Annotated in this window: 21 protein-coding genes; 13 read left to right on the forward strand and 8 right to left on the reverse strand. The window is 63.3% G+C overall.

Annotated elements, in window-relative coordinates; translation table 11 throughout:
- Nucleotide 1 precedes the first annotated feature (1 nt).
- The gene (locus ACM62G_RS13200; RefSeq protein ID WP_419737286.1) at nt 2–457 is read left to right on the forward strand and encodes a YaiI/YqxD family protein; all 456 of its coding nucleotides are present in this window, start codon (nt 2–4) and stop codon (nt 455–457) included.
- On the opposite strand, the gene elbB is transcribed toward ACM62G_RS13200, so the two are convergent.
- Nucleotides 454–1,116, reverse strand: coding sequence for an isoprenoid biosynthesis glyoxalase ElbB (gene elbB / locus ACM62G_RS13205; RefSeq protein ID WP_419737287.1), 663 nt, complete (start codon nt 1,114–1,116; stop codon nt 454–456). The genes ACM62G_RS13200 and elbB overlap by 4 nt on opposite strands.
- 113 nt (nt 1,117–1,229) lie before the next feature.
- Between elbB and ACM62G_RS13210 the strand changes: the two genes are divergently transcribed.
- Complete coding sequence (locus ACM62G_RS13210) at nt 1,230–2,468, forward strand: sterol desaturase family protein (protein WP_273825867.1); 1,239 nt, start codon at nt 1,230–1,232, stop codon at nt 2,466–2,468.
- Here ACM62G_RS13210 and ACM62G_RS13215 read toward each other — a convergent pair.
- Nucleotides 2,446–3,057 carry a DedA family protein gene (locus ACM62G_RS13215; protein ID WP_273825866.1) on the reverse strand — a complete coding sequence of 204 codons (612 nt, stop codon included), beginning with the start codon at nt 3,055–3,057 and terminating at the stop codon, nt 2,446–2,448. The genes ACM62G_RS13210 and ACM62G_RS13215 overlap by 23 nt on opposite strands.
- Nucleotides 3,058–3,264: 207 nt before the next feature.
- Here ACM62G_RS13215 and hemB point away from each other — a divergent pair, with 207 nt between their 5' ends.
- Both hemB and ppk1 read left to right on the forward strand, forming a co-directional pair.
- Nucleotides 3,265–4,278: a porphobilinogen synthase gene (gene hemB, locus ACM62G_RS13220; protein WP_054058486.1), complete on the forward strand. Its 1,014-nt coding sequence runs from the start codon at nt 3,265–3,267 to the stop codon at nt 4,276–4,278.
- 18 nt (nt 4,279–4,296) lie between these two features.
- Nucleotides 4,297–6,519, forward strand: coding sequence for a polyphosphate kinase 1 (ppk1, locus tag ACM62G_RS13225; protein ID WP_273825865.1), 2,223 nt, complete (start codon nt 4,297–4,299; stop codon nt 6,517–6,519).
- Here the strand turns inward: ppk1 and ppx are convergent.
- The gene (gene ppx, locus ACM62G_RS13230; protein ID WP_054058488.1) at nt 6,506–8,008 is read right to left on the reverse strand and encodes an exopolyphosphatase; all 1,503 of its coding nucleotides are present in this window, start codon (nt 8,006–8,008) and stop codon (nt 6,506–6,508) included. The genes ppk1 and ppx overlap by 14 nt on opposite strands.
- A 421-nt stretch (nt 8,009–8,429) precedes the next feature.
- On the opposite strand from ppx, the gene ACM62G_RS13235 reads away from it, so the two are divergent.
- From ACM62G_RS13235 to ACM62G_RS13250, 4 genes are all read left to right on the forward strand, one after another.
- The gene (locus ACM62G_RS13235; protein ID WP_273825864.1) at nt 8,430–9,083 is read left to right on the forward strand and encodes a DUF1120 domain-containing protein; all 654 of its coding nucleotides are present in this window, start codon (nt 8,430–8,432) and stop codon (nt 9,081–9,083) included.
- Nucleotides 9,084–9,215: 132 nt separating this feature from the next.
- The gene (locus tag ACM62G_RS13240; protein ID WP_301600441.1) at nt 9,216–9,923 is read left to right on the forward strand and encodes a fimbria/pilus chaperone family protein; all 708 of its coding nucleotides are present in this window, start codon (nt 9,216–9,218) and stop codon (nt 9,921–9,923) included.
- A gap of 7 nt (nt 9,924–9,930) precedes the next feature.
- Nucleotides 9,931–12,420 carry a fimbria/pilus outer membrane usher protein gene (locus ACM62G_RS13245; RefSeq protein WP_419737288.1) on the forward strand — a complete coding sequence of 830 codons (2,490 nt, stop codon included), beginning with the start codon at nt 9,931–9,933 and terminating at the stop codon, nt 12,418–12,420.
- Between the two features lie 16 nt (nt 12,421–12,436).
- The gene (locus tag ACM62G_RS13250) at nt 12,437–12,985 is read left to right on the forward strand and encodes a hypothetical protein (RefSeq protein WP_273825862.1); all 549 of its coding nucleotides are present in this window, start codon (nt 12,437–12,439) and stop codon (nt 12,983–12,985) included.
- A gap of 6 nt (nt 12,986–12,991) precedes the next feature.
- Here ACM62G_RS13250 and ACM62G_RS13255 read toward each other — a convergent pair whose 3' ends face one another.
- Genes ACM62G_RS13255 through ACM62G_RS13270 form a run of 4 tightly spaced genes read right to left on the reverse strand, consistent with a single transcriptional unit; the run spans nt 12,992 to nt 15,838 of the window.
- The gene (locus tag ACM62G_RS13255) at nt 12,992–13,729 is read right to left on the reverse strand and encodes an amino acid ABC transporter ATP-binding protein (protein ID WP_054058491.1); all 738 of its coding nucleotides are present in this window, start codon (nt 13,727–13,729) and stop codon (nt 12,992–12,994) included.
- Complete coding sequence (locus ACM62G_RS13260; RefSeq protein ID WP_419737520.1) at nt 13,716–14,366, reverse strand: amino acid ABC transporter permease; 651 nt, start codon at nt 14,364–14,366, stop codon at nt 13,716–13,718. Before ACM62G_RS13260 ends, ACM62G_RS13255 begins: the two co-directional genes overlap by 14 nt.
- Nucleotides 14,363–15,028 (reverse strand): amino acid ABC transporter permease, encoded by a 666-nt coding sequence (locus ACM62G_RS13265; RefSeq protein WP_054058493.1) that lies wholly within the window; start codon nt 15,026–15,028, stop codon nt 14,363–14,365. Before ACM62G_RS13265 ends, ACM62G_RS13260 begins: the two co-directional genes overlap by 4 nt.
- 24 nt (nt 15,029–15,052) lie before the next feature.
- Complete coding sequence (locus ACM62G_RS13270; RefSeq protein ID WP_054058494.1) at nt 15,053–15,838, reverse strand: transporter substrate-binding domain-containing protein; 786 nt, start codon at nt 15,836–15,838, stop codon at nt 15,053–15,055.
- Between the two features lie 257 nt (nt 15,839–16,095).
- On the opposite strand from ACM62G_RS13270, the gene ACM62G_RS13275 reads away from it, so the two are divergent.
- The 5 genes from ACM62G_RS13275 (at nt 16,096) to ACM62G_RS13295 (ending at nt 21,514) form a co-directional block, all read left to right on the forward strand.
- The gene (locus tag ACM62G_RS13275; protein ID WP_419737289.1) at nt 16,096–16,794 is read left to right on the forward strand and encodes a FadR/GntR family transcriptional regulator; all 699 of its coding nucleotides are present in this window, start codon (nt 16,096–16,098) and stop codon (nt 16,792–16,794) included.
- 298 nt (nt 16,795–17,092) lie between these two features.
- Nucleotides 17,093–17,434 (forward strand): thioredoxin TrxA, encoded by a 342-nt coding sequence (gene trxA / locus ACM62G_RS13280; protein WP_054058496.1) that lies wholly within the window; start codon nt 17,093–17,095, stop codon nt 17,432–17,434.
- A 234-nt stretch (nt 17,435–17,668) separates the two neighbouring features.
- Nucleotides 17,669–18,928 carry a transcription termination factor Rho gene (rho, locus tag ACM62G_RS13285; protein WP_054058497.1) on the forward strand — a complete coding sequence of 420 codons (1,260 nt, stop codon included), beginning with the start codon at nt 17,669–17,671 and terminating at the stop codon, nt 18,926–18,928.
- Nucleotides 18,929–19,079: 151 nt separating this feature from the next.
- Complete coding sequence (gene ubiD / locus ACM62G_RS13290) at nt 19,080–20,546, forward strand: 4-hydroxy-3-polyprenylbenzoate decarboxylase (protein ID WP_054063603.1); 1,467 nt, start codon at nt 19,080–19,082, stop codon at nt 20,544–20,546.
- Complete coding sequence (locus tag ACM62G_RS13295) at nt 20,546–21,514, forward strand: CDP-6-deoxy-delta-3,4-glucoseen reductase (protein ID WP_419737290.1); 969 nt, start codon at nt 20,546–20,548, stop codon at nt 21,512–21,514. The genes ubiD and ACM62G_RS13295 overlap by 1 nt, the downstream gene beginning before the upstream one ends.
- 131 nt (nt 21,515–21,645) lie before the next feature.
- Here the strand turns inward: ACM62G_RS13295 and ACM62G_RS13300 are convergent, their stop codons facing one another.
- On the reverse strand, nt 21,646–22,128 hold the full coding sequence (locus tag ACM62G_RS13300) for a sn-glycerol-3-phosphate transporter (protein WP_419737291.1): 483 nt from the start codon (nt 22,126–22,128) through the stop codon (nt 21,646–21,648).
- Between the last annotated feature and the right edge of the window lie 155 nt (nt 22,129–22,283).

Consider the following 22,283-nt stretch of genomic DNA (forward strand, 5'->3'; position numbering starts at 1 on the left):
CATGCGCGTGTGGATCGATGCCGACGCTTGCCCACGGATCGCCCGTGACCTGGTGGTGAAGTTCGCCCTCAAGCGGCAGTTCGAGGTGGTGCTGGTGGCGGGGCAACCGCAGCCCCGGCCACCCTTCGCCCGCGTGCGGCTGATCGTGGTGCCCAGCGGGCCGGATGCCGCCGATGACTATCTGGTGGAGCATGCGGTGGAGGGGGAACTGGTGATCTGCAGCGATGTACCGCTGGCCGATCGCCTGGTGAAAAAGGGCGTGGCGGCACTTGATCCCCGGGGCAAGCCGTTCGACGAGCAGAACATGGGCGAGCGGCTGGCGGTGCGCAACCTGTTCACCGATCTGCGCGAGCAGGGGCAGGTCGGCGGTGGCCAGGCGCCCTATGGCGAGCGTGAGAAGCAGGCGTTCGCCAATTCGCTGGATCGGATCCTGACCCGGCTCGCTCGCGCCACCTAACCTTCCTGGGCCAGTTCCAGCACCCGGTCCACCAGCTTGTTGATCCCCGCCGCCGCTTCGCCAATCGACCGGGCGAGCATGTAGGCGGGGGTCGTGACCAGCTTGCGGGCCTTGTCCTCGACAATTTCATCCACCGCGCACTCCTGGTGGTTGGCGCCCATGCGGCCCAGGGCCGCGGCGGTGTCGGCGTCGTTGCCGATGGTGCAGGTCACGCCCGGGCCGTAGATCTTCGCCGCCAGCGCCGGGGTGATGCAGATCAGCCCCACCGGCTTGCCGGCCTCGGCGAAGGCTTCGGCCAGCGCCAGGACTTCGGTCTGCACGCTGCAGCCGGCGCCTTCGATGGCAAAATTGGAGAGGTTCTTCGCCGCGCCGAAGCCACCCGGCACGATCAGCCCGTCGAATTCCCGCACATCGGCCTCGCGCAGGTCGCGGACCTGGCCGCGGGCGATGCGTGCCGACTCCACCAGCACATTGCGTGACTCGGGCATTTCCTCGCCGGTCAGGTGGTTTATCACCTGCATCTGTGCGATGTTCGGGGCGAAGCACTGCACCTGGGCGCCACGCTGGTCCAGGCGCAGCAGGGTCAGCACGCTTTCGTGGATCTCGGCGCCGTCGTAGACGCCACAGCCGGATAGGATTACCGCGATTTTCCTGGTCATGTTGGATCTCCCGAAGTCTGGCGTTAAATGTCTACCAATCTGGCATTCATTGTCAGCGGAATTTGCAGCGACTACACCTAATCTCGGGCCAATCGTTCCTCTTGGGTAGCGCCATGGACCTCATTCCCTATGCGATTCCGTTTTTCGTCGTACTGATCATCGTCGAGCTGCTGACCGACTATCGCCGCGGTACCCGCAACTATCGGGTGGCCGACGCGATCAACAGCCTCAGCACCGGCGTGCTGTCGACCACCACCGGCCTGCTGACCAAGGGCGTCGGCCTGGTGACCTACGCCGTGGCCCTCGACCACCTGGCGCTGTTCGATCTGCCGGCCGACAGCCCGTGGGTCTGGGTCATGGCCTTCGTGGTCTACGACTTCTGCTACTACTGGCTGCATCGCATGGGCCATGAGCGCAATATTCTCTGGGCCGCGCATTCGGTGCATCACCAGAGCGAGGACTACAACCTGTCCACCGCCCTGCGCCAGACCAGCACGGGCTTCCTGCTGAGCTGGATCTTCTACCTGCCGCTGGCGGTGCTCGGTGTGCCACTGTCGGTGTTCATCACCGTGGCGGCGCTGAACCTGCTCTACCAGTTCTGGGTGCACACCCGGCACATTCCCAAGCTCGGCTGGTACGAGTGGTTCTTCGTCACGCCGTCCAACCACCGCGCGCATCATGCGCAGAACCCTCTCTATATGGATCGCAACTACGGCGGCGTGTTCATTCTCTGGGACCGGTTGTTCGGCACCTTCCAGGAGGAGGACGACGCCGAGCCGGTGGTGTTCGGGGTGACCACGCCGCTGGCCAGCTGGAACCCGCTGTGGGCCAACCTGCAGTTCTACGCGCAACTGGCCGCTGACGCGCGGCGTGCCGAGCGCTACCGGGACAAGCTGCGTATCTGGTTCATGCCCACCGGCTGGCGCCCGGCGGACGTCGCGGCGAAGTACCCGATGGCGAAGCATGACCTGGCGCACTTTCGCAAGTTCGAGGTGTCGCTGGAGCCACGTCAGCAGGTCTATATCGCCTTGCAGTTCGCGGTGTACGTGGCGCTGGGCAGCTACCTGATGAACTTCGCCGAGAAACTGCCCCAGGCGGCGCTGGTGCTCGGCTGGGTGGCGATGCTGCTGGGGCTGTTCGTACTCGGGGCGGGCCTGGAGAACCGGCCATGGGCGTTGAAGCTGGAGGTGACGCGGCTGCTGCTGAATGTGCCGTTGGCCTGGCTGGCGCCGCTGGTCGGGCTGTGGCCGGCCAGCCCGTTGGGCTGGATCGGCCTGCTCAGCTACAGCCTGCTGAGCGTGATCGGGCTCTACTGCAGCAGGGGGCGGGTCATTCGGCTGGCGGGTTCGTAGGGCCGGCCAGGGACTGTTCGGCCTCGGCCTTGCGGGCCAGGCGGGCGCTCTTGAAGCGCCGCCAGCTCCAGAGGACCAGGCCGACCAGCAGCAGGCCGCCGAGCACCCACAGCTCGTACTTCTTCACGCTGCCGAGCATGCCTTCGAGGATCGCCCCGAAGTGATAGGCCGCCGCCGCCAGGGCCGCGGCCCAGATGGCCGCGCCGATGCCGTTGAGCAGCAGGTAGCGCCCCGGTGGATAACCTGACAGGCCGATCGCCACCGGCATCACCGTGCGCAGGCCGTAGACGAAACGGAAGCTCAATACCCAGATGTCCGGATGGCGGCGGATATGTTCCAGGGCCCGGTCACCCATCGACTGCCAGCGCGGCTTGCGCGCCAGCAACTTGCGGCCATGCTTGCGCCCCAGGAAGTACCACAGCTGGTCGCCGGCATAGCTGCCGAAGAACGCCACGATAACCACCAGGTTGATGTCCATGTATCCGCGAAACGCCAGGAAGCCTGCGAGTACCAGAATGGTCTCGCCTTCGAAGAACGTTCCGAGAAACAGGGCGAAGTAGCCGAAATCCTGCAGAAATTGTTGGAGCATTGTCTGGATGCTGGCGAAATGAACGCGCAGCCTAACCCTTCGACGACAGAGAGGAAAGTGTCCAAATGTGTCTCGACGTTAACATTTCCTACAAAAGTCGCGACTGCGGCGCCCGGTCGCAGGAGTAAGCACAACTGTCATTCCTTCGTCATAATGGCCGCTTATAACTGCCATGCTCGCCCGCCCGCGCGGGCTCAGGAGTCTGCCGTGAGCTTTACCCCCGCCAATCGCCTGTTTCCCGCCACCCGCCTGCGCCGCAATCGTCGCGACGACTTTTCCCGACGCCTGGTGCGCGAGAATGTTCTGACAGTCGACGACCTGATCCTGCCGGTATTCGTGCTTGATGGCGAGAACCGTCGCGAGGCGGTGGCGTCGATGCCGGGGGTCGAGCGCCTGACCATCGATCTGCTGCTCGAAGAGGCGGCGAAGTGGGTCGAACTGGGGATTCCCGCCCTGGCACTGTTCCCGGTGACGCCGGCCGGGCTCAAGTCGCTGGATGCCAGCGAGGCCTGGAACCCGCAAGGCATCGCCCAGCGCGCCACCCGCGCGTTGCGGGAGCGCTTCCCCGAACTGGGGGTGATCACCGATGTGGCCCTTGACCCGTTCACGACCCACGGCCAGGACGGTATCCTCGACGAGGAAGGCTACGTTCAGAACGACATCACCGTCGACGCCCTGGTGCGCCAGGCGCTGTCCCACGCCGAGGCCGGTGCCCAGGTGGTGGCACCCTCGGACATGATGGACGGTCGGGTCCAGGCGATTCGCGAGGCGCTGGAGCTGGCCGGTCACGTCAACGTGCGGATCATGGCCTACTCGGCGAAATACGCCAGCGCCTACTATGGCCCGTTCCGCGATGCGGTCGGTTCGGCCTCGAACCTGGGCAAGGCGAACAAGGCTTCGTACCAGATGGACCCGGCCAACGGCGACGAAGCCCTGCATGAAGTGGCTGCGGACCTCGCCGAAGGCGCCGACATGGTCATGGTCAAGCCGGGCATGCCGTACCTGGACATCCTTTACCGGGTAAAGAATGAATTCAAGGTGCCGACCTTTGTCTATCAGGTCAGCGGTGAATACGCCATGCACATGGCGGCGATCCAGAATGGCTGGTTGAGTGAAGGGGTCATTCTCGAATCCCTGACCGCCTTTAAACGTGCCGGTGCCGATGGCATCCTGACTTACTTTGCCGTTCGTGCCGCTCAATTGCTACGAGAGCAAAAATAGCCCTCACAGGAACACTCGATGAATACCGAAGGACTCAGCGAAGTTGAAGTAAAAGAAGCTCAACCGGTGGTCGAGCAGATCGTCGAAACCCCGCCGGAACTGGAACCGGCGCCGGTGGTGGCCGAGGCGCCGCATGTGGCGGTGCCGTCGGTGGTGGCGATCCCGAACCTGGATGACAGCAGTCTCTACATCCACCGCGAGCTGTCGCAGCTGCAGTTCAACATCCGCGTGCTGGAGCAGGCGCTGGACGAGTCCTATCCGTTGCTGGAGCGGCTCAAGTTCCTGCTGATCTTCTCCAGCAACCTCGATGAGTTCTTCGAGATCCGTGTCGCCGGGCTGAAGAAGCAGATCACCTTCGCCCGCGAACAGGCCGGCGCCGACGGCCTGCAGCCGCACCAGGCGCTGGCACGCATCAGTGAGCTGGTCCACGGCCAGGTCGATCGCCAGTACGCGATCCTCAACGACATCCTGTTGCCGGAGCTGGAGAAGCACCAGGTCCGCTTCATCCGTCGGCGCTACTGGACCGCCAAGCTCAAGACCTGGGTCCGCCGCTATTTCCGCGACGAGATCGCGCCGATCATCACCCCGATCGGCCTCGACCCGACGCACCCCTTCCCGTTGCTGGTGAACAAGAGCCTGAACTTCATCGTCGAGCTCGAAGGTATCGATGCCTTTGGCCGCGACTCCGGTCTGGCGATCATTCCGGCACCGCGCCTGCTGCCGCGGATCATCAAGGTCCCGGAAGACGTCGGTGGCCCTGGCGACAACTATGTATTCCTGTCGTCGATGATCCACGCGCACGCCGATGACCTGTTCCAGGGCATGAAGGTCAAGGGCTGCTACCAGTTCCGCCTGACCCGCAACGCCGACCTGGCGCTGGACTCCGAGGATGTCGAGGACCTGGCCCGCGCCCTGCGCGGCGAACTGTTCTCCCGTCGTTACGGCGATGCCGTACGCCTGGAAGTGGCCGACACCTGCCCGAAACACCTGTCGGACTACCTGCTCAAGCAGTTCAACCTGTCCGAGACCGAGCTGTACCAGGTCAACGGTCCGGTGAACCTGACGCGCCTGTTCAGTATCACCGGCCTGGACAGCCATCCGGAACTGCAATACACGCCGTTCACCCCGCAGATTCCGAAACTGCTGCAGAACAGCGAGAACATTTTCAGCGTGATCAGCAAGCAGGACATCCTGCTGCTGCATCCGTTCGAGTCTTTCACCCCGGTGGTCGACCTGCTGCGTCAGGCCGCCAAGGACCCGCATGTCCTGGCCGTGCGCCAGACCCTGTACCGCAGCGGCGCCAACTCGGAGATAGTCGACGCCCTGGTGGACGCGGCGCGCAACGGCAAGGAGGTCACCGCGGTGATCGAGTTGCGGGCGCGTTTCGATGAAGAGTCCAACCTGCAACTGGCCAGCCGTCTGCAGGCGGCCGGTGCGGTGGTGATCTACGGTGTGGTCGGCTTCAAGACCCACGCCAAGATGATGCTGATCCTGCGCCGCGAGGCTGGCGAGATCGTTCGTTACGCCCACCTGGGCACCGGTAACTACCACGCCGGCAACGCCCGCCTGTATACCGACTACAGCCTGCTGACTTCCGACGACGCACTGTGCGAAGACGTTGGCAAACTGTTCAGCCAACTGATCGGCATGGGCAAGACGCTACGCATGAAGAAGCTGCTGCATGCGCCGTTCACCCTGAAGAAGGGCATGCTCGACATGATTGCCCGGGAGACCCAGTTCGCCATCGATGGCAAGCCGGCGCACATCATTGCCAAGTTCAACTCGCTGACCGATCCGAAGATCATCCGTGCGTTGTACAAGGCCAGCCAGTGCGGCGTGCGCATCGACCTGGTGGTGCGGGGCATGTGCTGCCTGCGTCCGGGTATCGCCGGGGTTTCGCACAATATCCATGTGCGTTCGATCATCGGTCGCTTCCTGGAGCACACCCGGGTGTTCTACTTCCTCAATGGCGGCGAGGAGCAGCTGTTCCTGTCCAGTGCCGACTGGATGGAGCGTAACCTCGACAAGCGGGTCGAGACCTGCTTCCCGGTCGAGGGCAAGAAGCTGATCCTGCGGGTCAAGAAAGAGCTGGAAAGCTATCTCACCGATAACACCCACAGCTGGAGCCTGCAGTCGGACGGTCGCTACATCCGTAACACGCCAACCGGCAACCAGAACCCGCGCAGTGCCCAGACGACCCTGCTCGATCGTCTGAGCAGCCCGGTCCTCAGCGTACGTTGAGGGTGATGCTGACTCGGGTCAGCCACTCCGCCTCCAGGGCGAAGTCGGCCTGAGTCAGCTGGTTCTGCTCCAGCCAGCCCTTGGGGAACACCACATCCAGGGTATCGCCGTCGGCGCGCAAGGCGACCTGCGGCATTTCCTGGGTGCCGCGGATGTGATGGAACAGGATCGCGAAGCGCAGCAGCACGCACAGGCGAATCAGCTTGATGCCGTCGTCGCCGAACTCGGCGAACTTGTCCTTGGGAATGTTGCGACGATGCCCGCGAACCAGTAGCGCGAGCATCTGCTGGTCTTCCCGGGAGAAACCGGCCAGGTCGGAGTGCTCGATCAGGTAGGCGCCGTGCTTGTGGTACTGGTAGTGGGCGATGTCCAGGCCGACTTCGTGGACCTTGGCTGCCCAACTGAGCAGCTCGCGCCAGACGCCGTCTTCCAGCTCCCAGTCCTTGGCCACCTGGTCGAAGGCATGCAGTGCCTTGCGCTCGACGCGCACCACCTGCTCCTGGTCGACATGGTAACGCTCCATCAGCGAGGTGAGGGTGCGTTCGCGCACGTCTTCATGGTGGTGGCGGCCCAGCAGGTCATAGAGCACGCCTTCGCGCAGGGCGCCGTCGCAGTGGTCCATGCGCTGCAGGTCGAGGGAGTCGAAGATCGCTTCGAGAATCGCCAGGCCGGCAGGGAAGATGGCGCGGCGGTCCGGCTTGATCCCTTCGAAATCGATCTTCTCGATTTCGCCGAGCTTGAACAGCTTGCGCTTGAGCCAGGCCAGGCCTTCGGCATTCACCTCGCCGTTGCCCTGGCCACCGGCCTTGAGGGCCAGGCCGATGGCGCGGATGGTCCCGGACGAACCGATCGCCTCGTCCCAGGTCAGGCGGTGCAGGGCGTGTTCGATGCTCATGATCTCCAGGCGCGCCGCGGTGTAGGCCTGGGCGTAGCGGGCCGGGGTGATCTTGCCGTCGCGGAAGTAGCGCTGGGTGTAGCTGACGCAACCCATCTGCAGGCTTTCGCGCAGCAGCGGTTCGAAGCGTTGGCCAATGATGAATTCGGTACTGCCGCCGCCGATGTCGGCGACCAGGCGCTTGCCCGGGGTGTCGGCGAGGGTGTGGGAGACGCCGAGGTAGATCAGGCGGGCCTCTTCGCGACCGGAGATGACCTCCACCGGGTGGCCGAGAATCTTTTCGGCGCGGTGGATGAATTCGGCGCGGTTGCGTGCCTCGCGCAGGGCGTTGGTGCCGACGATCCGTACGGCGCCCAGGGGCATGCCGTTGATCAGTTGGGCGAAGCGCTTCAGGCAGTCGAGCCCGCGTTGCATCGATTCTTCGCTGAGTTTGCGCTCTTCATCGATGCCGGCGGCCAGCTGAACCTTTTCGCCGAGCCGCTCCATGATCCGGATTTCACCGTTCTGGGCCTTGGCCACGACCATGTGGAAGCTGTTCGAGCCCAGGTCGATAGCGGCGATCAGGGAAAGATTCTTGGCTTGGGAATGGGGCATGGTTGAAGGATCTCGGTCGATAACCCCTCCATCGTGCCACGATCAGGCTCTGACGCCAACGTAGGGCGCCCGGGAGCAGCCGGTCAGGGTCGGTTGCGGGGTGGGTGGAACATCATTGCGTCAATTTTCCTACATGAATATGTCACATTCATTACTTGTTTGGCGTGGTCAAGGTGACGCCGGTATCCAAGGCGTCCGATTCCGCCTGTTCTTTATTCAACTAACCGATTGCGAACGCTCCGGTTTTTCTGGCGTGGATCAATAGGGAAACTAGCGCCCGGCAATCTTGCCTTGGTGTCAGTTATTTGATTTTTGCTGGCTGTAGAGACTGAAGTGTCCTGGGTGCAGTGGGGTTTCGGTTAAAACGGGCGGCCTTGAATAACTCATGCCCGCTAAAAACAGAATGACATGGAGGGGGAAAATGAAGTTGTTATCCAAGTTGACGCTCGGCGCCCTGCTGGTTGCCGTCGGAGGTTATGCAAGTGCCGCTGACCTGCTGGTGAAAGGCACGATCATCCCGCCGGCTTGCGAGTTGACCCTGCAGAATGGCGGTATTGTCGACTACAAGAAGATTGATGGCGACTCCCTGAAACCGGACAAATATACGCGCCTGGAGGCCAAGAGCGTGCCGTTCCTGGTCAAGTGCAAGGGTGGCACCCGGGTGGGCGTGAAGACCATCGACAACCGCGCTGGCAGCAAGGTCCCGGGTATCGTGCAGGCGTCCATCAATCCGGGCTACGGCGACATCTACAACTATGGCCTGGGCACGACGTCGGGTGGCCAGCGGATCGGCGGCTATGCGTTGATCATCAAGAAGTCCTTGGCCAACTTCCCGTTGGTCAACACCATAGTGTCGGGTAACAACGGGCTGAACTGGAAGCGTGGCGACGGTGCCCTGGGCCAGTATCAGAACATCATGTCCTGGAGTGGTTTCATGGCCACTCATCCCGCTTCGGTGGAACGTGTCAGTGGCGTGCTGGAAGTTCAGGCGGTCATCAACAAGACTTCCGAGCTTGATATAAAAGAAGCAGTAAGCCTGGACGGTTCGGCAACCCTGGAACTGCGCTATCTCTGAATAACTTGGATTCAAATGGCAACTAACCAGTAGAGAAGAAGCCGGCACGCAAGTGTGTGCCGGCCATCTCGTCATGTCTGTATCAAGCGGATCTTAATATATGTTCGCCAGGGAGCGTGTCACTTGGAGACCATGCCTCGTATGCCCTATTTTGCCGGTGCGTTGTTCTTTCTTCTGGGTGTGTTATGGGGGAACGCCCGGGCCGATGGTGTGCAACCGGAAACCACGGTGGTCATTCTCCATGAGGAGGAGGGGCAGGCCAGTATCCATGTGCGCAATACCGAGAGCGGCACGGTCCTGCTGAATTCGGCTATCGAGTCCATTCCCGAGGACCTTGAGGCGCTGGTGGTGGTGGCGCAGCCGGTCTCCCGGCTCGACGGCGGCGAGACGCAGGTGGTGACCTTTCTTGCCATCAACGACCAACCGCTCAAGACCCAGCGCCTGAAGCGGGTCACCTTCGAGGGCATACCGCAGCGCAAGTCCGCGGACGGCGCCACGGTAGGTATCAACCTGCGCCAGAACCTGCCGCTGATCCTGCATCCCAGAGGCTTGGCACGTAATGGCGAGCCCTGGAAGGCGTTGACGTGGCACCAGCGCGGATCCAGGCTGCTGGTACGTAATGACAGCCCTTATGTCGTGCGCCTGGCGCCGGAGCTCCAGCTCAACCCGCACAGGACCAGCGTGATGCTGGGCCGCAGTTACGTGCTGCCGGGGGAGGTGCTTGAGATCGAAATGGACCCGGCGCTGCCGAGGAGTACGTCGGTCACTCTGCAGCCGGCAACGGTCTACGGATTTGCGGTAGCCAGCTACGAAGCACCGATTCTTGCCGAAGCACTGTGATGCTTGCATGAGAGCGCCTGAGCGACGAGCCGGGGAGGGCCACGGCCGATGCCTGCCGATTTCCAGGTCGGCCCAGTGGCTGATCAGGGGGCTGGGGCTGGTCTTGCTGGGGTTTGGCGAGCCTGTCTCGGCCCAGAAGAAGGAGGAGGCCGCCGAGGTGGAGTTCGACTTGTCGGTGCTCTCCGGACGCGGCATCGATCCCGCAGTTGCTGATTATTTCCGCTTGGCACCGCGCTTTCGCGAAGGGCAGCAGGTGGTGAATCTGGAGCTCAACGGCGATTCGCTGGGCCTTGCCAAGCTCCATTTCGACCAGGAGGGTCAGTTGTGTTTCACCACGGCGTTGCTGGACAAGGCCGGCTTGAAGCCGACCGCCATCACTGCCGGCAGGGTGCTTGACCAGGACTGCCATGACTTCTTGCAGGCATATCCGCAGGCCCGGGTTTCCCTGCGACCCCATCGCGAGGAGGTGGCCCTGCTGGTGCCGACCCAGGCCCTGCGCGGGCAGCGGCTCGACGAGGGTGCCTACAGCCGTGGCGGTACGGCGGCCTTGCTCAATTACGAGGTGTTGGCGGTCGACACCCGTTCGCAGCAGCGGACCGAACGTTTTCTTTCGGCGGCGACCGAGGCGGGGTTCAACGCAGGCGACTGGGTCGTGCGCAGTCGCCAGTTGCATGTCGCCCACGATGGGAAACGGCAAACGGAGCATCTGTATGCCTACGCGCAACGGGACCTGAACGCCTGGCAGACAACGTTCCAGGCCGGCCAGATCAGCAGTGCAGGGCCGATATTCGCTGGTGTCCCACTCTCCGGTGTGCAGTTCATGCCCGGCGGTTCGTTGGTGGGTCGGGCCGGGCATGGCGTGGTGGTCCGGGGCGTGGCGTTCGATTCCTCGCGCGTGGAGGTTCGCCAGTCCGGCGTATTGATCCATACCACCCTGGTCCCCCAGGGACCCTTCAGCCTGGCCGGTCTGCCGTTGCTCGGCGACAGCGTCGACCTGGAGGTCCGGGTCATCGGCGAGACGGGCGGCGAACAGCGTTTTGTCGTACCTGCGGCATCCTTCCCGGGGGCCGCGTCGGTCCCGCCGGGTTACCACCTGGCCCTGGGGCGGCTGCGCGAGGGCGATGGCGACGGTGCGGATGAGCCATTGCTGGCGACCGGTAGCGGCACCTGGGGGCTAGGCCGATTCGGCTCGTTGAGCAGCGGGCTGTTGGCCAGCGACGACTATCGTGCCACCGGTTGGGCGTTCGACAGCCGAGTCTGGGAGCGGGTCGGCCTGGGTTTGCGCAGCACCCTGTCCCAGACGACCCGGCACTCCCTGACAGGGCGGCAGGACAGCCTCTCGCTGAACAGCCCATTCGTGGCGGATATCGACCTGAGCCTGAGTGCTACCCTGCGCACTGCCGGTTATCGCGATCTGTTCGAGGTGCAAAGTGCAGATCGTAACGATCATTCCAGCCTGCGCCTCAGGCGACAGTACACCACTGCACTCGGTTGGTCGGATGCGCAACTGGGCGGTTTCAGCCTGGGCTACTCGCGCAACCTGATGTTCGACGGGCGTTCGTCCCAGCGCCTGCATGGGCTCTGGAGCAGGGACTACCGGTATGCCAGCGTCAACCTGAGCGTCGACTCCAGTGTCGGGCCACGCGAGGGGCGTCATGCATCGGACTCGGGGCTGGGGATGCGCCTGGGCGTCAGCATCCCGTTGGGTGGGGATCGGCGGATTGGTTCCTACGTCAGTCGTCGCGGCGACCGGCTCAATGTCGGTGGCGATTACCGTGAGCGGGTCAGCGACACCCTGAGCTACGACCTGGGACTGGAGCGCGATCTCGGCAACCGGCAGCAACTCACCAGGGCCAACCTCAGTCTGCTGCCGCGCTACACCCAGGTAGGGCTGGGCGCGACGCGCAACCCTTCCGGCACCCGTTACAGCGGGCAGTTGTCCGGAGGCGTCGCCCTGCATGGGGGAGGGCTGACGTTCTCGCCCTACGCCATCCAGGAAACCTTCGGGGTGGCCTCGGTGGGTGAGCTGTCCGGCATCCGCCTGGCCACGCCGCAAGGCCCGGTCTGGACCGATTTCAGCGGGCAGGCGGTGCTGCCCGGCCTGTCGGCCTATCGGGAGAGCCAGGTGGAAGTCGACAGCCGCTCGTTGCCGCGGCGTGTCGACCTGATCAATGGGGTGAAGCGTCTGGAGGCCGGGCGCGGGTCGTTCAACCGGGTTGATTTCTCGGTGGTCAGTGCCCGCCGGCTGCTGCTCAAGGTCACCGACGAAAATGCCGAACCGCTGCGTCAGGGAGCATTGGTGTCCAGCGTCGAGGGCGGGCTGCTCACCACGGTCGTCGGCGAAGGCATGGTTTTCCTGAATGATGCCGAGGCTGGGCAGCGACTGAGTATCCGCCTGGCCGAGCATACCCACTGCGTCCTGACTGTCGAACTGGCCGAAGCCGTCGACAACGACAGGCCCTACGAAACGGCCACGGCGGTTTGCCGGGCGATCTGATCCAGAGGACACCGTCATGACTTCTTGCGCCAGCAGCATCCTGCGCCGTTGTTGCCTTGCTCTTGCCTTGTGTTCGTTACCCGTTGCCGCCCATGACTGCACGTTGTCCCTGAGCCAGGCGCAGATTGATCTCGGCCCGCTGCGCCTGGGGAGTCTGCCAATCCGGCCCGGGCAGTCCGAGTTGTCGCTGGGCCCTCGCCGACTGAGCCTGACGATCGTCTGTCCCCGGCCCACGGCCATGCTGTTGCGTTTCGACGGGGCCGCGGCGGGGCCGCAGGCCTACCGTCTGGCTCGGGGCTACTTCACTGTTGGCCTGGGCAACGCCCGGCTGGATGGCGAGCCCGTCAGCCTGGCGGTGGAGGGCCGCCCGGAAGAGCACGGGGCCGATTGGCTGATGGCCCCAGGCCGGACTGTGCGGGTGCTGGCGCAAGGGCTGCCGGCCAAGGGGCGGTTTTTCTCGGCGCAGGTCGAGGTCGAACCGCGCCTGCCCCTGGCCATGAGCCGAGTCGGCGACGAGACTGAAATCCAAGGCCGCGGGCGTTTCGAACTGGTGCCGAGCGAATGAGCGGTCTCAGGCGGGTGCTTCCACGCTGCCGATGAAGTTCGCCAGTTCCGCGGTCTGCGGGTTGGCGAACAGCACCTTGGGGTCTCCGACCTCATGAACCTTGCCCTGGTGCATGAACACCAGTTTGTCGCCGACTTCCCGGGCGAAGCGCATTTCATGGGTGACCATGATCAGGGTCATGCCGTCCCTCGCCAATTGGCGCACCACGCTGAGCACTTCATTGACCAGCTCCGGGTCCAGGGCCGAGGTGATCTCGTCGCACAGCAGCACTTTCGGCGACATCGCCAGGGCCCGGGCAATCGCCACCCGCTGTTGCTGGCCGCCGGAGAGACGATCCGGGAAGGCATCGAACTTGTCGCCCAGGCCGACCCGTTCGAGCATCTGCCGGGCGAGCTCGGCCGCCTTGGCTTTGGGAACCTTCTGTACCACCTGCGGGGCGAGCATGACGTTTTCGCCCACACTCAGGTGCGGGAACAGGTTGAACTGCTGGAACACCATGCCGACCTTCTGCCGTAGGCTGCGCAGGTCGGCACGGGCCGCATCGAGGTATTCGCCGTCGACCTCGATCACGCCGTCGTTGATCGATTCCAGGCCGTTGAGGGTGCGCAGCAGGGTGCTCTTGCCCGAGCCGCTGCGGCCGATAATCGCCACCACCTGGCCTTGCTCGACACTCAGGTCGATGCCCTTGAGCACATGATGGTCGCCGTAGTACTTGTGCAGGGCGGAAATTCTAAGAAGCGACATGCAGTCTCCTTTCCAGGTAGCGCGCACTGAGGGACAAGGGGTAGCAGAGGAGGAAATAGCCGACGGCCACCAGGCCGTAGACCATGAAGGGTTCGAAGGTGGCGTTGGCGAGCATGCCGCCGGTCTTGGTCAGTTCGGTGAAGCCGATGATCGAGGTCACCGCGGTGCCCTTGATCACCTGCACCGAAAAGCCCACGGTCGGTGCGATGGCGATGCGCAGGGCCTGCGGCAGGATCACGTGGCGCAGTTGTTCGTAGCGGTTGAGCGCCAGGCTGGCCGAGGCCTCCCACTGGCCGCGGGCGATGGACTCGACGCAGCCGCGCCAGATCTCCGCCAGATAGGCGCCGGTGAACAGGGTCAGGGCGATGGCGGCCGCCAGCCAGGGCGAGATGTCCACTCCGAGCAGGGCCACGCCGAAAAACACCATGAACAGCTGCATCAGCAGCGGCGTGCCCTGGAACAGTTCGATATAGGCGCGGGCCAGGCCGCGCAGCAGGGGCTTTTCGGCAATGCGCAGCACCATCACCAGCAGGCCGAGCAGGCTGCCGCCGAGGAAGGCCACCAGCGACAGCGCCAGGGTCCACTGCAATCCGCTCAGCAGGTTGTTGAGGATGTCCCAGAACGTGAAATCCATCAGCGACTCCTCGCCAGGTAGCGCCGTCCCAGCCAGTTGAGCAACTGGCGGATCAGCAAGGCCATGCCCAGGTAGATCAGGGTGGTCAGGGCATAGGTTTCAAAGGCGCGGAAGTTGCGCGACTGGATGAAGTTGGCGGCGAAGCTCAATTCCTCGGTGGCGATCTGCGAGCACACCGCCGAGCCGAGCATGACGATGATGATCTGGCTGCTCAGGGCCGGCCAGACCTTGCCCAGCGCCGGGCGCAAGACCACATGGCGGAAGGCCTCGAAGCGGCTCATGGCCAGGGCGGCGGCGGCTTCCAGCTGCCCGCGGGGAATCGCCTCGATGCCGGCGCGGATGATCTCGGTGCTGTAGGCGCCGAGGTTGATCACCATCGCCAGCACCGCCGCCTGCCACTCGGAAATCTGCAGCCCCAGGGACGGCAGGCCGAAGAAGATGAAGAACAGTTGCACCAGGAACGGCGTGTTGCGGATCAGTTCCACATACACCCCGAACAGGGCCGAGAACGGCTGGATCTTCCAGGCGCGCACGGCTGCGCCGAGAATGCCGAGGCCGACTCCCAGCAGGGTGCCGATGGCGGTCAGCTCCAGCGTGAACAGGGCGCCGCGCAGCAGCAGGTCGGCGTTGTGCAACACCGGCAGAAAGTCGAACTGATAAGCCATGGAGCGGGCCTCGGGAAAACCGGATCAGAGATCGGCGGGCAACGGTTGCTTGAGCCATTGCTGGGCGTTCCTGTCCAGGCTGCCATCGGCCTTGGCGGCGCTCAGGATCTGGTTCACCTTGTCCAGCAGGGCCGGCTCGTTCTTGTTCACGCCGACATAGACCGGGGAGTCCTTGAGCTTCACTTTCATCGCCGGCACTCGTTTCGGGTTGCGTTCGGAAATGGCCACCATCACCACGTTGCCGCTGGCGATCAGGTCGACCTGGCCGGCGAGGTAGGCGGCGATGGTCGAGTTGTTGTCCTCGAAGCGCTTGATCGTCACGCCCTGGGGCGCCACGGCGGTCAGTTCGATATCCTCGATGGCGCCACGGGTGACGCTGATGGTCTTGCCCTTGAGGTCATCCAGGCCGTTGATCGCGGCTTCGGGCGGGCCGAACACCGCGAGGTAGAAGGGCGCGTAGGCACGGGAGAAGTCGATGACCTTTTCCCGCTCGGCGTTCTTGCCGAGGCTGGAGATCACCAGGTCGACCTTGCCGGTGGTGAGGAACGGGATGCGGTTGGTGCTGTTGACCGGGGTCAGTTCCAGCTTGACCTTGAGCTGGTCGGCCAGCAGTTTCGCGGTGTCGATGTCCAGGCCGCGGGGTTTCATGTCCGGCCCGACCGAGCCGAAGGGTGGGAAGTCCTGGGGCACGGCGACCTTGAGTGTGCCGCGGGCGACGACATCGTCCAGGCCATTGGCATGGGCGACTGCCTGGCCCAGCATCAGGCTGGCGAAGAGGGCGGCGAGCAGGGCGTTGAAGCCTTTGGTCATGGCGGATCTCCGAATGCGAAAAGGGGAGGGTTACGGTTCGATATGCATTGCACAGCCCATGCCATACCGTGCGAAAAGCCCTGTATTACGGGGCTCATCAGGGTCTTTATGGTCTTACTGGTCTGAACAGTTGCTATTCTTTTCGCACCGTTATCGCGCATGGGCCACGGGGCGCGAACCAGTGCTGGGCGCGACTTGCCGCCCGCCTGTAATAGCTTTACAACTAGCGCTTTATCGGACCTTCCAGCCTGGGCACCATGAATTCGATTTCCCGCGCCGTACCTGAAGTGGCGCTGCAAGCCATTCGTAAACTGATCAGCGAGGAGGGCTACGGCCCGGGCGACGCGCTGCCCTCGCAGCGTGACCTGGCGCAGCGCCTGGGGGTCAGCCGGGCGTCGCTACGCGAGGCACTGTCGTCCCTGAGTGCGCTGGGGGTGATCAGCGTGCAGCCGGGCAAGGGGGTGTTCGTCCAGGCGCAGGGACAGGCGCCGTCCGGCAGCGGGTTGGCCTGGCCGTTCGCGGCCCAGGCTTCGGCCGAGGACATCTTCCAGTTGCGCTATGCCCTCGAAGGGTTTGCCGCCGGGCTGGCGGCGGTCACGCTGACGGCGGATGAGCTGGATATCCTGCAGGACAATGTCGACGCCATGCGTGCCGAGCTGCTCGCCGGGGACTTCGAGGCTGCCGCCCGGCTGGATTTCGACTTTCACCGGCGGATCCTGCTGGCCAGCGGCAACCAGGCCATGGTCGGCATTCTCAGTGCCACGGCCGAATTGTTCCTGGAGAGCCAGAAGCTGCCGTTCATCCGGGCCGAACGGGCCATGGAAACCTGGCAGGAGCACCGCAAGATCCTCCGGGCTTTGGCCCGGCATGCGGCGGGGCCGGCGCAGAAGGCCATGCAGGAGCATGTGCGCAATGCGGCGCTGCGCACCGGGATCGCTTTCGTCACGCCGGCCTGATTCTGCGTTGCAGGGAGCGGGGCATCGGCCCCACAGTGTGCACACAGGATTTTTGTAGTCACCCGTACCTTGTGAGAGCAGGATCCATCGGCGAAAGCGCCGGTACAATCACCGCCACCCCTGGGCTTTCTTGACCGCTTGTCGGCTGTGAGTCCAGGACAGTTGGCTCCCACGGATTGGGTGATACTCAAACTCATGGAGTACCATAGTTAGACTCAATCATCTGCGGCTTCCTGTACGTAGGAAGGGCGGCTATGATGGGCAACGTTTTTTTGGGTTTACCACTGCGGAGAATTCCATGAGCAGCCATCATCACCACCACCTTATCAAGCACGTCACCGACGCGTCCTTCGAAGCAGACGTCCTGAAGGCCGAAGGCCCTGTGCTGGTTGACTACTGGGCTGAGTGGTGCGGTCCTTGCAAAATGATCGCTCCGGTCCTGGACGATATCGCCGCTCACTTTGAGGGCAAGCTGACCGTCGCCAAGCTGAACATCGACGAAAACCAGGATACTCCGGGCAAGCACGGTGTGCGTGGTATCCCGACCCTGATGCTGTTCAAGAACGGCCAGGTCGAGGCGACCAAGGTCGGCGCCCTGTCGAAGTCGCAGTTGCAAGCTTTCCTCGACGCGCACCTCTGATCGTCGTTAAAAGGCCCCGCAAATAGCGGGGCTTTTTCGTTGTTTGGGGCTAGACTCTGTGAAATGCAGGTGTTACATTCGGCCCCGCACTGGTTTCGCCATTGCCCCCTGCTAGCCGTCGCCGACGCTCTCCTTTTCGAACAAGTACGCGATCCTGTCGCCTTCTCTGCGGCGCGGCCTCATTAAGCCAAAAGCTTAATTTCCCCCCTCCATAAATGATTACGTCATTCCTATATGAATCTGACTGAACTCAAGCAAAAGCCGATTACCGAACTGCTCGAATTGGCCGAACAGATGGGCATAGAGAACATGGCCCGTTCGCGCAAGCAGGATGTGATTTTCTCCCTGCTGAAAAAGCACGCGAAAAGCGGTGAGGAAATCTCCGGTGATGGCGTGCTGGAGATCCTCCAGGACGGCTTCGGCTTCCTTCGTTCTTCCGACGCGTCCTACCTGGCCGGCCCTGACGACATCTACGTGTCGCCGAGCCAGATCCGTCGTTTCAACTTGCGCACCGGTGACACCATCGTTGGCAAGATCCGCCCTCCAAAGGAAGGCGAGCGTTATTTCGCCCTGCTCAAGGTCGACACGATCAACTACGATCGTCCGGAAAACGCCAAGAACAAGATCCTGTTCGAAAACCTGACGCCGCTGTTCCCCAACGAGCGCCTGAAGATGGAAGCCGGCAACGGTTCCACCGAAGACCTCACCGGCCGCGTCATCGACCTCTGCGCCCCGATCGGCAAGGGCCAGCGTGGCCTGATCGTCGCCCCGCCGAAAGCGGGCAAGACCATCATGCTGCAGAACATCGCGGCCAACATCACCCGTAACAACCCCGAGTGCCACCTGATCGTCCTGCTGATCGACGAGCGTCCGGAAGAAGTGACCGAGATGCAGCGCACCGTACGGGGTGAAGTGGTTGCCTCGACCTTCGACGAACCACCGACCCGTCACGTGCAGGTTGCCGAGATGGTCATCGAGAAGGCCAAGCGCCTGGTCGAGCACAAGAAGGACGTGGTGATCCTGCTGGACTCCATCACCCGTCTGGCCCGCGCCTACAACACCGTGATCCCGAGCTCCGGCAAGGTCCTGACCGGTGGTGTCGATGCCCACGCCCTGGAAAAGCCGAAGCGTTTCTTCGGTGCCGCGCGTAACATCGAGGAAGGCGGTTCGCTGACCATCATCGCCACCGCGCTGGTCGAAACCGGCTCGAAGATGGACGAAGTGATCTACGAAGAGTTCAAGGGTACCGGTAACATGGAACTGCCCCTGGACCGCAAGATCGCCGAAAAACGCGTGTTCCCGGCCATCAACATCAACCGCTCCGGTACCCGCCGCGAAGAGTTGCTGACGGCCGACGACGAGCTGCAGCGCATGTGGATCCTGCGCAAGCTGCTGCATCCGATGGATGAAGTGGCGGCCATCGAGTTCCTGGTCGACAAGCTGAAAACGACCAAGACCAACGATGAGTTCTTCCTGTCGATGAAGCGCAAGTAAGTCGAACAGAGCAGAAAAGCCGGGGAAACCCGGCTTTTTGCTGTCTGGACGCGGCGCGGACCGTGCCAGGGCAAGTGTTCGCTTGCACGATATCGGGGCGAACCGGGTACACTGCCCACCCCGAACGCCACGGACCCTACGAGGCTCACGCATGCAGTATCGCGACTTGCGCGACTTTATCAGCGGCCTGGAACAGCGCGGTGAACTCAAGCGCATCCAGGTTCCGGTGTCCCCCATTCTGGAAATGACCGAGGTCTGCGACCGCACCCTGCGGGCCAAGGGCCCGGCGCTGCTGTTCGAAAAACCCAGCGGTTTCGATATCCCGGTGCTCGGCAACCTGTTCGGCACCCCGGAGCGGGTCGCCCTGGGCATGGGGGCCGACGATGTCGGCGAACTGCGGGAAATCGGCAAGCTGCTGGCCTTCCTCAAGGAGCCGGAGCCGCCCAAGGGGCTCAAGGACGCCTGGTCCAAACTGCCGATCTTCCGCAAGATCATTGCCATGGCGCCCAAGGTGGTCAAGGACGCGCCCTGCCAGGAGATCGTCCTCGAGGGTGACGACGTCGACCTCGGCAAGCTGCCGGTGCAGCACTGCTGGCCAGGCGACGTGGCGCCGCTGATCACCTGGGGCCTGACGGTCACCAAGGGGCCGAACAAGGATCGCCAGAACCTCGGCATCTACCGCCAGCAGGTGATCGCCCGCAACAAGGTGATCATGCGCTGGCTCAGCCACCGTGGCGGGGCGCTGGATTATCGCGAATGGTGCGAGAAGCATCCGGGCCAGCCGTTCCCGGTCTCGGTGGCACTCGGGGCGGACCCGGCGACCATTCTCGGCGCGGTCACGCCGGTGCCCGACAGCCTGTCCGAGTACGCCTTCGCCGGCCTGCTGCGGGGCAACCGCACCGAACTGGTGAAGTGCCGGGGCAATGATCTGCAGGTCCCGGCCACCGCGGAAATCGTTCTCGAAGGCGTGATCCACCCGGGCGAAATGGCCCCGGAAGGCCCGTATGGCGATCACACCGGCTACTACAACGAGGTCGACGACTTCCCGGTGTTCACCGTCGAGCGCATCACCCACCGGATCAAGCCGATCTACCACAGCACCTACACCGGGCGACCACCGGATGAGCCGGCGATCCTCGGAGTGGCACTGAACGAAGTGTTCGTGCCGATCCTGCAGAAGCAGTTCCCGGAAATCACCGACTTCTACCTGCCGCCCGAGGGCTGCTCGTACCGCATGGCGGTAGTGACCATGAAGAAGTCCTACCCTGGCCATGCCAAGCGCGTGATGCTGGGTGTCTGGTCGTTTTTGCGACAGTTCATGTACACCAAGTTCGTTATCGTCACCGACGACGATATCAATGCCCGGGACTGGAACGATGTGATCTGGGCCATCACCACGCGCATGGACCCCAAGCGCGACACGGTGATGATCGACAACACTCCGATCGACTACCTCGACTTCGCCTCGCCGGTTTCCGGCCTGGGTTCGAAGATGGGGCTGGATGCCACCCACAAGTGGCCCGGCGAAACCACGCGCGAGTGGGGCCGGGTGATCGTCAAGGATGAAGCCGTGACCCGGCGGATCGATGCCATCTGGAATCAGTTAGGAATAGATTGATGCGTGTGACCTTGCAGCCCTCCGGAGCCGTGCTGGAGATACGACCCGGCGAGCGGATTCTCGATGGTGCCCGGCGGCTGGGCTATGACTGCCCGCAGAGTTGCCGCAATGGCAATTGTCACGTCTGCGCGGCGTTGCTGGTGGAAGGCCGGGTCGCGCAGGCGGGCGCTGTCCGTGACCATGGCGAGTTCTACACTTGTATCGCCGAGCCCCTGGAAGATTGCGTGGTGCTTTGGGATGGTGTCCTGGCCTTGGGAGAGTTGCCGGTGCGTAGCCTGGCGTGTCAGTTGACCGAATGCGTCGAGATCGGCGGCGATGTCTGGCGGGTTCGCCTGCGGGCGCCGGCGGGCAAACCGCCGCGTTATCACGCCGGGCAGTACCTGATGATCGAGCGTGACAACGGCGAGAAATCGGCGTTTTCCCTGGCCTCGGCGCCACACTCCGGGCGTGACCTGGAACTGCATGTGCTGGTGCGCGAAGCCAGTGCGCGCCGGTTGATCGGGCAGTTGCAGCGCAACGGCATGGCGCGGGTCGAACTGCCGTTCGGCGATACCCACCTGGCCGAACTGCCGGATGCGCCGCTGGTGCTGATCGCCGCCGGGACCGGCATGGCGCAGATGCACAGCCTGATCGAGCACTGCCGTTCACGCGGGTTCGAACACCCGGTGCACCTGTACTGGGGGGTGCGGCGGCCCGAGGACTTCTATGAGCTGGAACACTGGGACGAGTGGCAGAAGCTGCCGAACCTGTTCCTGCACAAGGTGGTCAGTGACCTGTGCGGCTGGGAAGGGCGCTGCGGCATGCTGCACGAGGCGGTCTGCGAGGACATTGCCGACCTGTCGAGCGTGCGGGTCTATGCCAGCGGCTCGCCGGCGATGATCTACGCAACGCTGGATGCGCTGGTCGAGGCGGGGATGGATGCGCACCAGATGCGGGCGGATGTCTTCGCCTACGCGCCGAGGTCCTGATTGGCGATGGCCTGTTCGCGGATAAATCCGGCTTCCACAAGCGCTCGCGCCATGCATGAATCCTGCGAACGACGCTGACACTGTGAGAGCCGGATTCATCCGCGAACAGAGTCAGCACTCTCCACCCATGATCAGAACCTGACCCCCGTGGTGATCATCGCCGCATTGAACCCCAGCAGCACCAGTTCGGCCGCCACCGGCCCGTAGCAGGTGCCCACCGACGGAATCAGCACCGGCGCCACGCCCAGGCGGTTCAGCGGAATCTTGTCGCGGTACTCGCCGCGATAGCCCTGCAGCAACCCACCCGTCACCTTCGCGTACAACGGATAACGCGCACTGTCGAAGCGCTGCCCGACATAGCCGTAGTACGAGCGCTGGCTGAACGAGTTGCGAAAAGTCGCCGCGCCGTACAGCCATCCCGACCCGTCATGACGTTCCAGGCCAAGCAGGTCCTGATGATTGTTGTGTGCGGGAGCGGGTGAATAGTGCCGGGAGTACAGACTGGTCTGGGCATACCAGAAGCCCTTCTCTGCGGCGGACTCCTGGGCGGCGAGCACGGCGCTGGCCGGCCCCAGCGAGAGGACAAGCACTGCGGCGAACATCGGTCGATTCATGGAGCTGACCTCTCTGGGACGCGGTTATTCGAGAAGTTGGCCGTTATACGGAGCCTGACCCCGGCTCGTCAGCTCTTGCTATCTGAAAGGTCTGTAGGGTTTTTTTACTAATGCAGTGTTTAGCTTATCCATATTCGATTCTGATATTTAATTTA

It is taken from the genome of Pseudomonas sp. COR18 (assembly GCF_048568395.1).
Classification (GTDB): domain Bacteria; phylum Pseudomonadota; class Gammaproteobacteria; order Pseudomonadales; family Pseudomonadaceae; genus Aquipseudomonas; species Aquipseudomonas fuscovaginae_B.

Coding starts and splice junctions, on each gene's coding strand:
- ACM62G_RS13275 (WP_419737289.1), top strand. CDS start 16,096: ATGAATTCGATTTCCCGCGCCGTACCTGAAGTGGCGCTGCAAGCCATT.
- ACM62G_RS13235 (WP_273825864.1), top strand. CDS start 8,430: ATGAAGTTGTTATCCAAGTTGACGCTCGGCGCCCTGCTGGTTGCCGTC.
- ACM62G_RS13210 (WP_273825867.1), top strand. CDS start 1,230: ATGGACCTCATTCCCTATGCGATTCCGTTTTTCGTCGTACTGATCATC.
- trxA (WP_054058496.1), top strand. CDS start 17,093: ATGAGCAGCCATCATCACCACCACCTTATCAAGCACGTCACCGACGCG.
- ACM62G_RS13265 (WP_054058493.1), bottom strand. CDS start 15,028: ATGGCTTATCAGTTCGACTTTCTGCCGGTGTTGCACAACGCCGACCTG.
- ACM62G_RS13270 (WP_054058494.1), bottom strand. CDS start 15,838: ATGACCAAAGGCTTCAACGCCCTGCTCGCCGCCCTCTTCGCCAGCCTG.
- ACM62G_RS13300 (WP_419737291.1), bottom strand. CDS start 22,128: ATGAATCGACCGATGTTCGCCGCAGTGCTTGTCCTCTCGCTGGGGCCG.
- ACM62G_RS13200 (WP_419737286.1), top strand. CDS start 2: ATGCGCGTGTGGATCGATGCCGACGCTTGCCCACGGATCGCCCGTGAC.
- ACM62G_RS13295 (WP_419737290.1), top strand. CDS start 20,546: ATGCGTGTGACCTTGCAGCCCTCCGGAGCCGTGCTGGAGATACGACCC.
- rho (WP_054058497.1), top strand. CDS start 17,669: ATGAATCTGACTGAACTCAAGCAAAAGCCGATTACCGAACTGCTCGAA.
- ACM62G_RS13215 (WP_273825866.1), bottom strand. CDS start 3,057: ATGCTCCAACAATTTCTGCAGGATTTCGGCTACTTCGCCCTGTTTCTC.
- ppx (WP_054058488.1), bottom strand. CDS start 8,008: ATGCCCCATTCCCAAGCCAAGAATCTTTCCCTGATCGCCGCTATCGAC.
- elbB (WP_419737287.1), bottom strand. CDS start 1,116: ATGACCAGGAAAATCGCGGTAATCCTATCCGGCTGTGGCGTCTACGAC.
- ACM62G_RS13245 (WP_419737288.1), top strand. CDS start 9,931: ATGAGAGCGCCTGAGCGACGAGCCGGGGAGGGCCACGGCCGATGCCTG.
- ACM62G_RS13240 (WP_301600441.1), top strand. CDS start 9,216: ATGCCTCGTATGCCCTATTTTGCCGGTGCGTTGTTCTTTCTTCTGGGT.
- ACM62G_RS13255 (WP_054058491.1), bottom strand. CDS start 13,729: ATGTCGCTTCTTAGAATTTCCGCCCTGCACAAGTACTACGGCGACCAT.
- ppk1 (WP_273825865.1), top strand. CDS start 4,297: ATGAATACCGAAGGACTCAGCGAAGTTGAAGTAAAAGAAGCTCAACCG.
- ACM62G_RS13250 (WP_273825862.1), top strand. CDS start 12,437: ATGACTTCTTGCGCCAGCAGCATCCTGCGCCGTTGTTGCCTTGCTCTT.
- ubiD (WP_054063603.1), top strand. CDS start 19,080: ATGCAGTATCGCGACTTGCGCGACTTTATCAGCGGCCTGGAACAGCGC.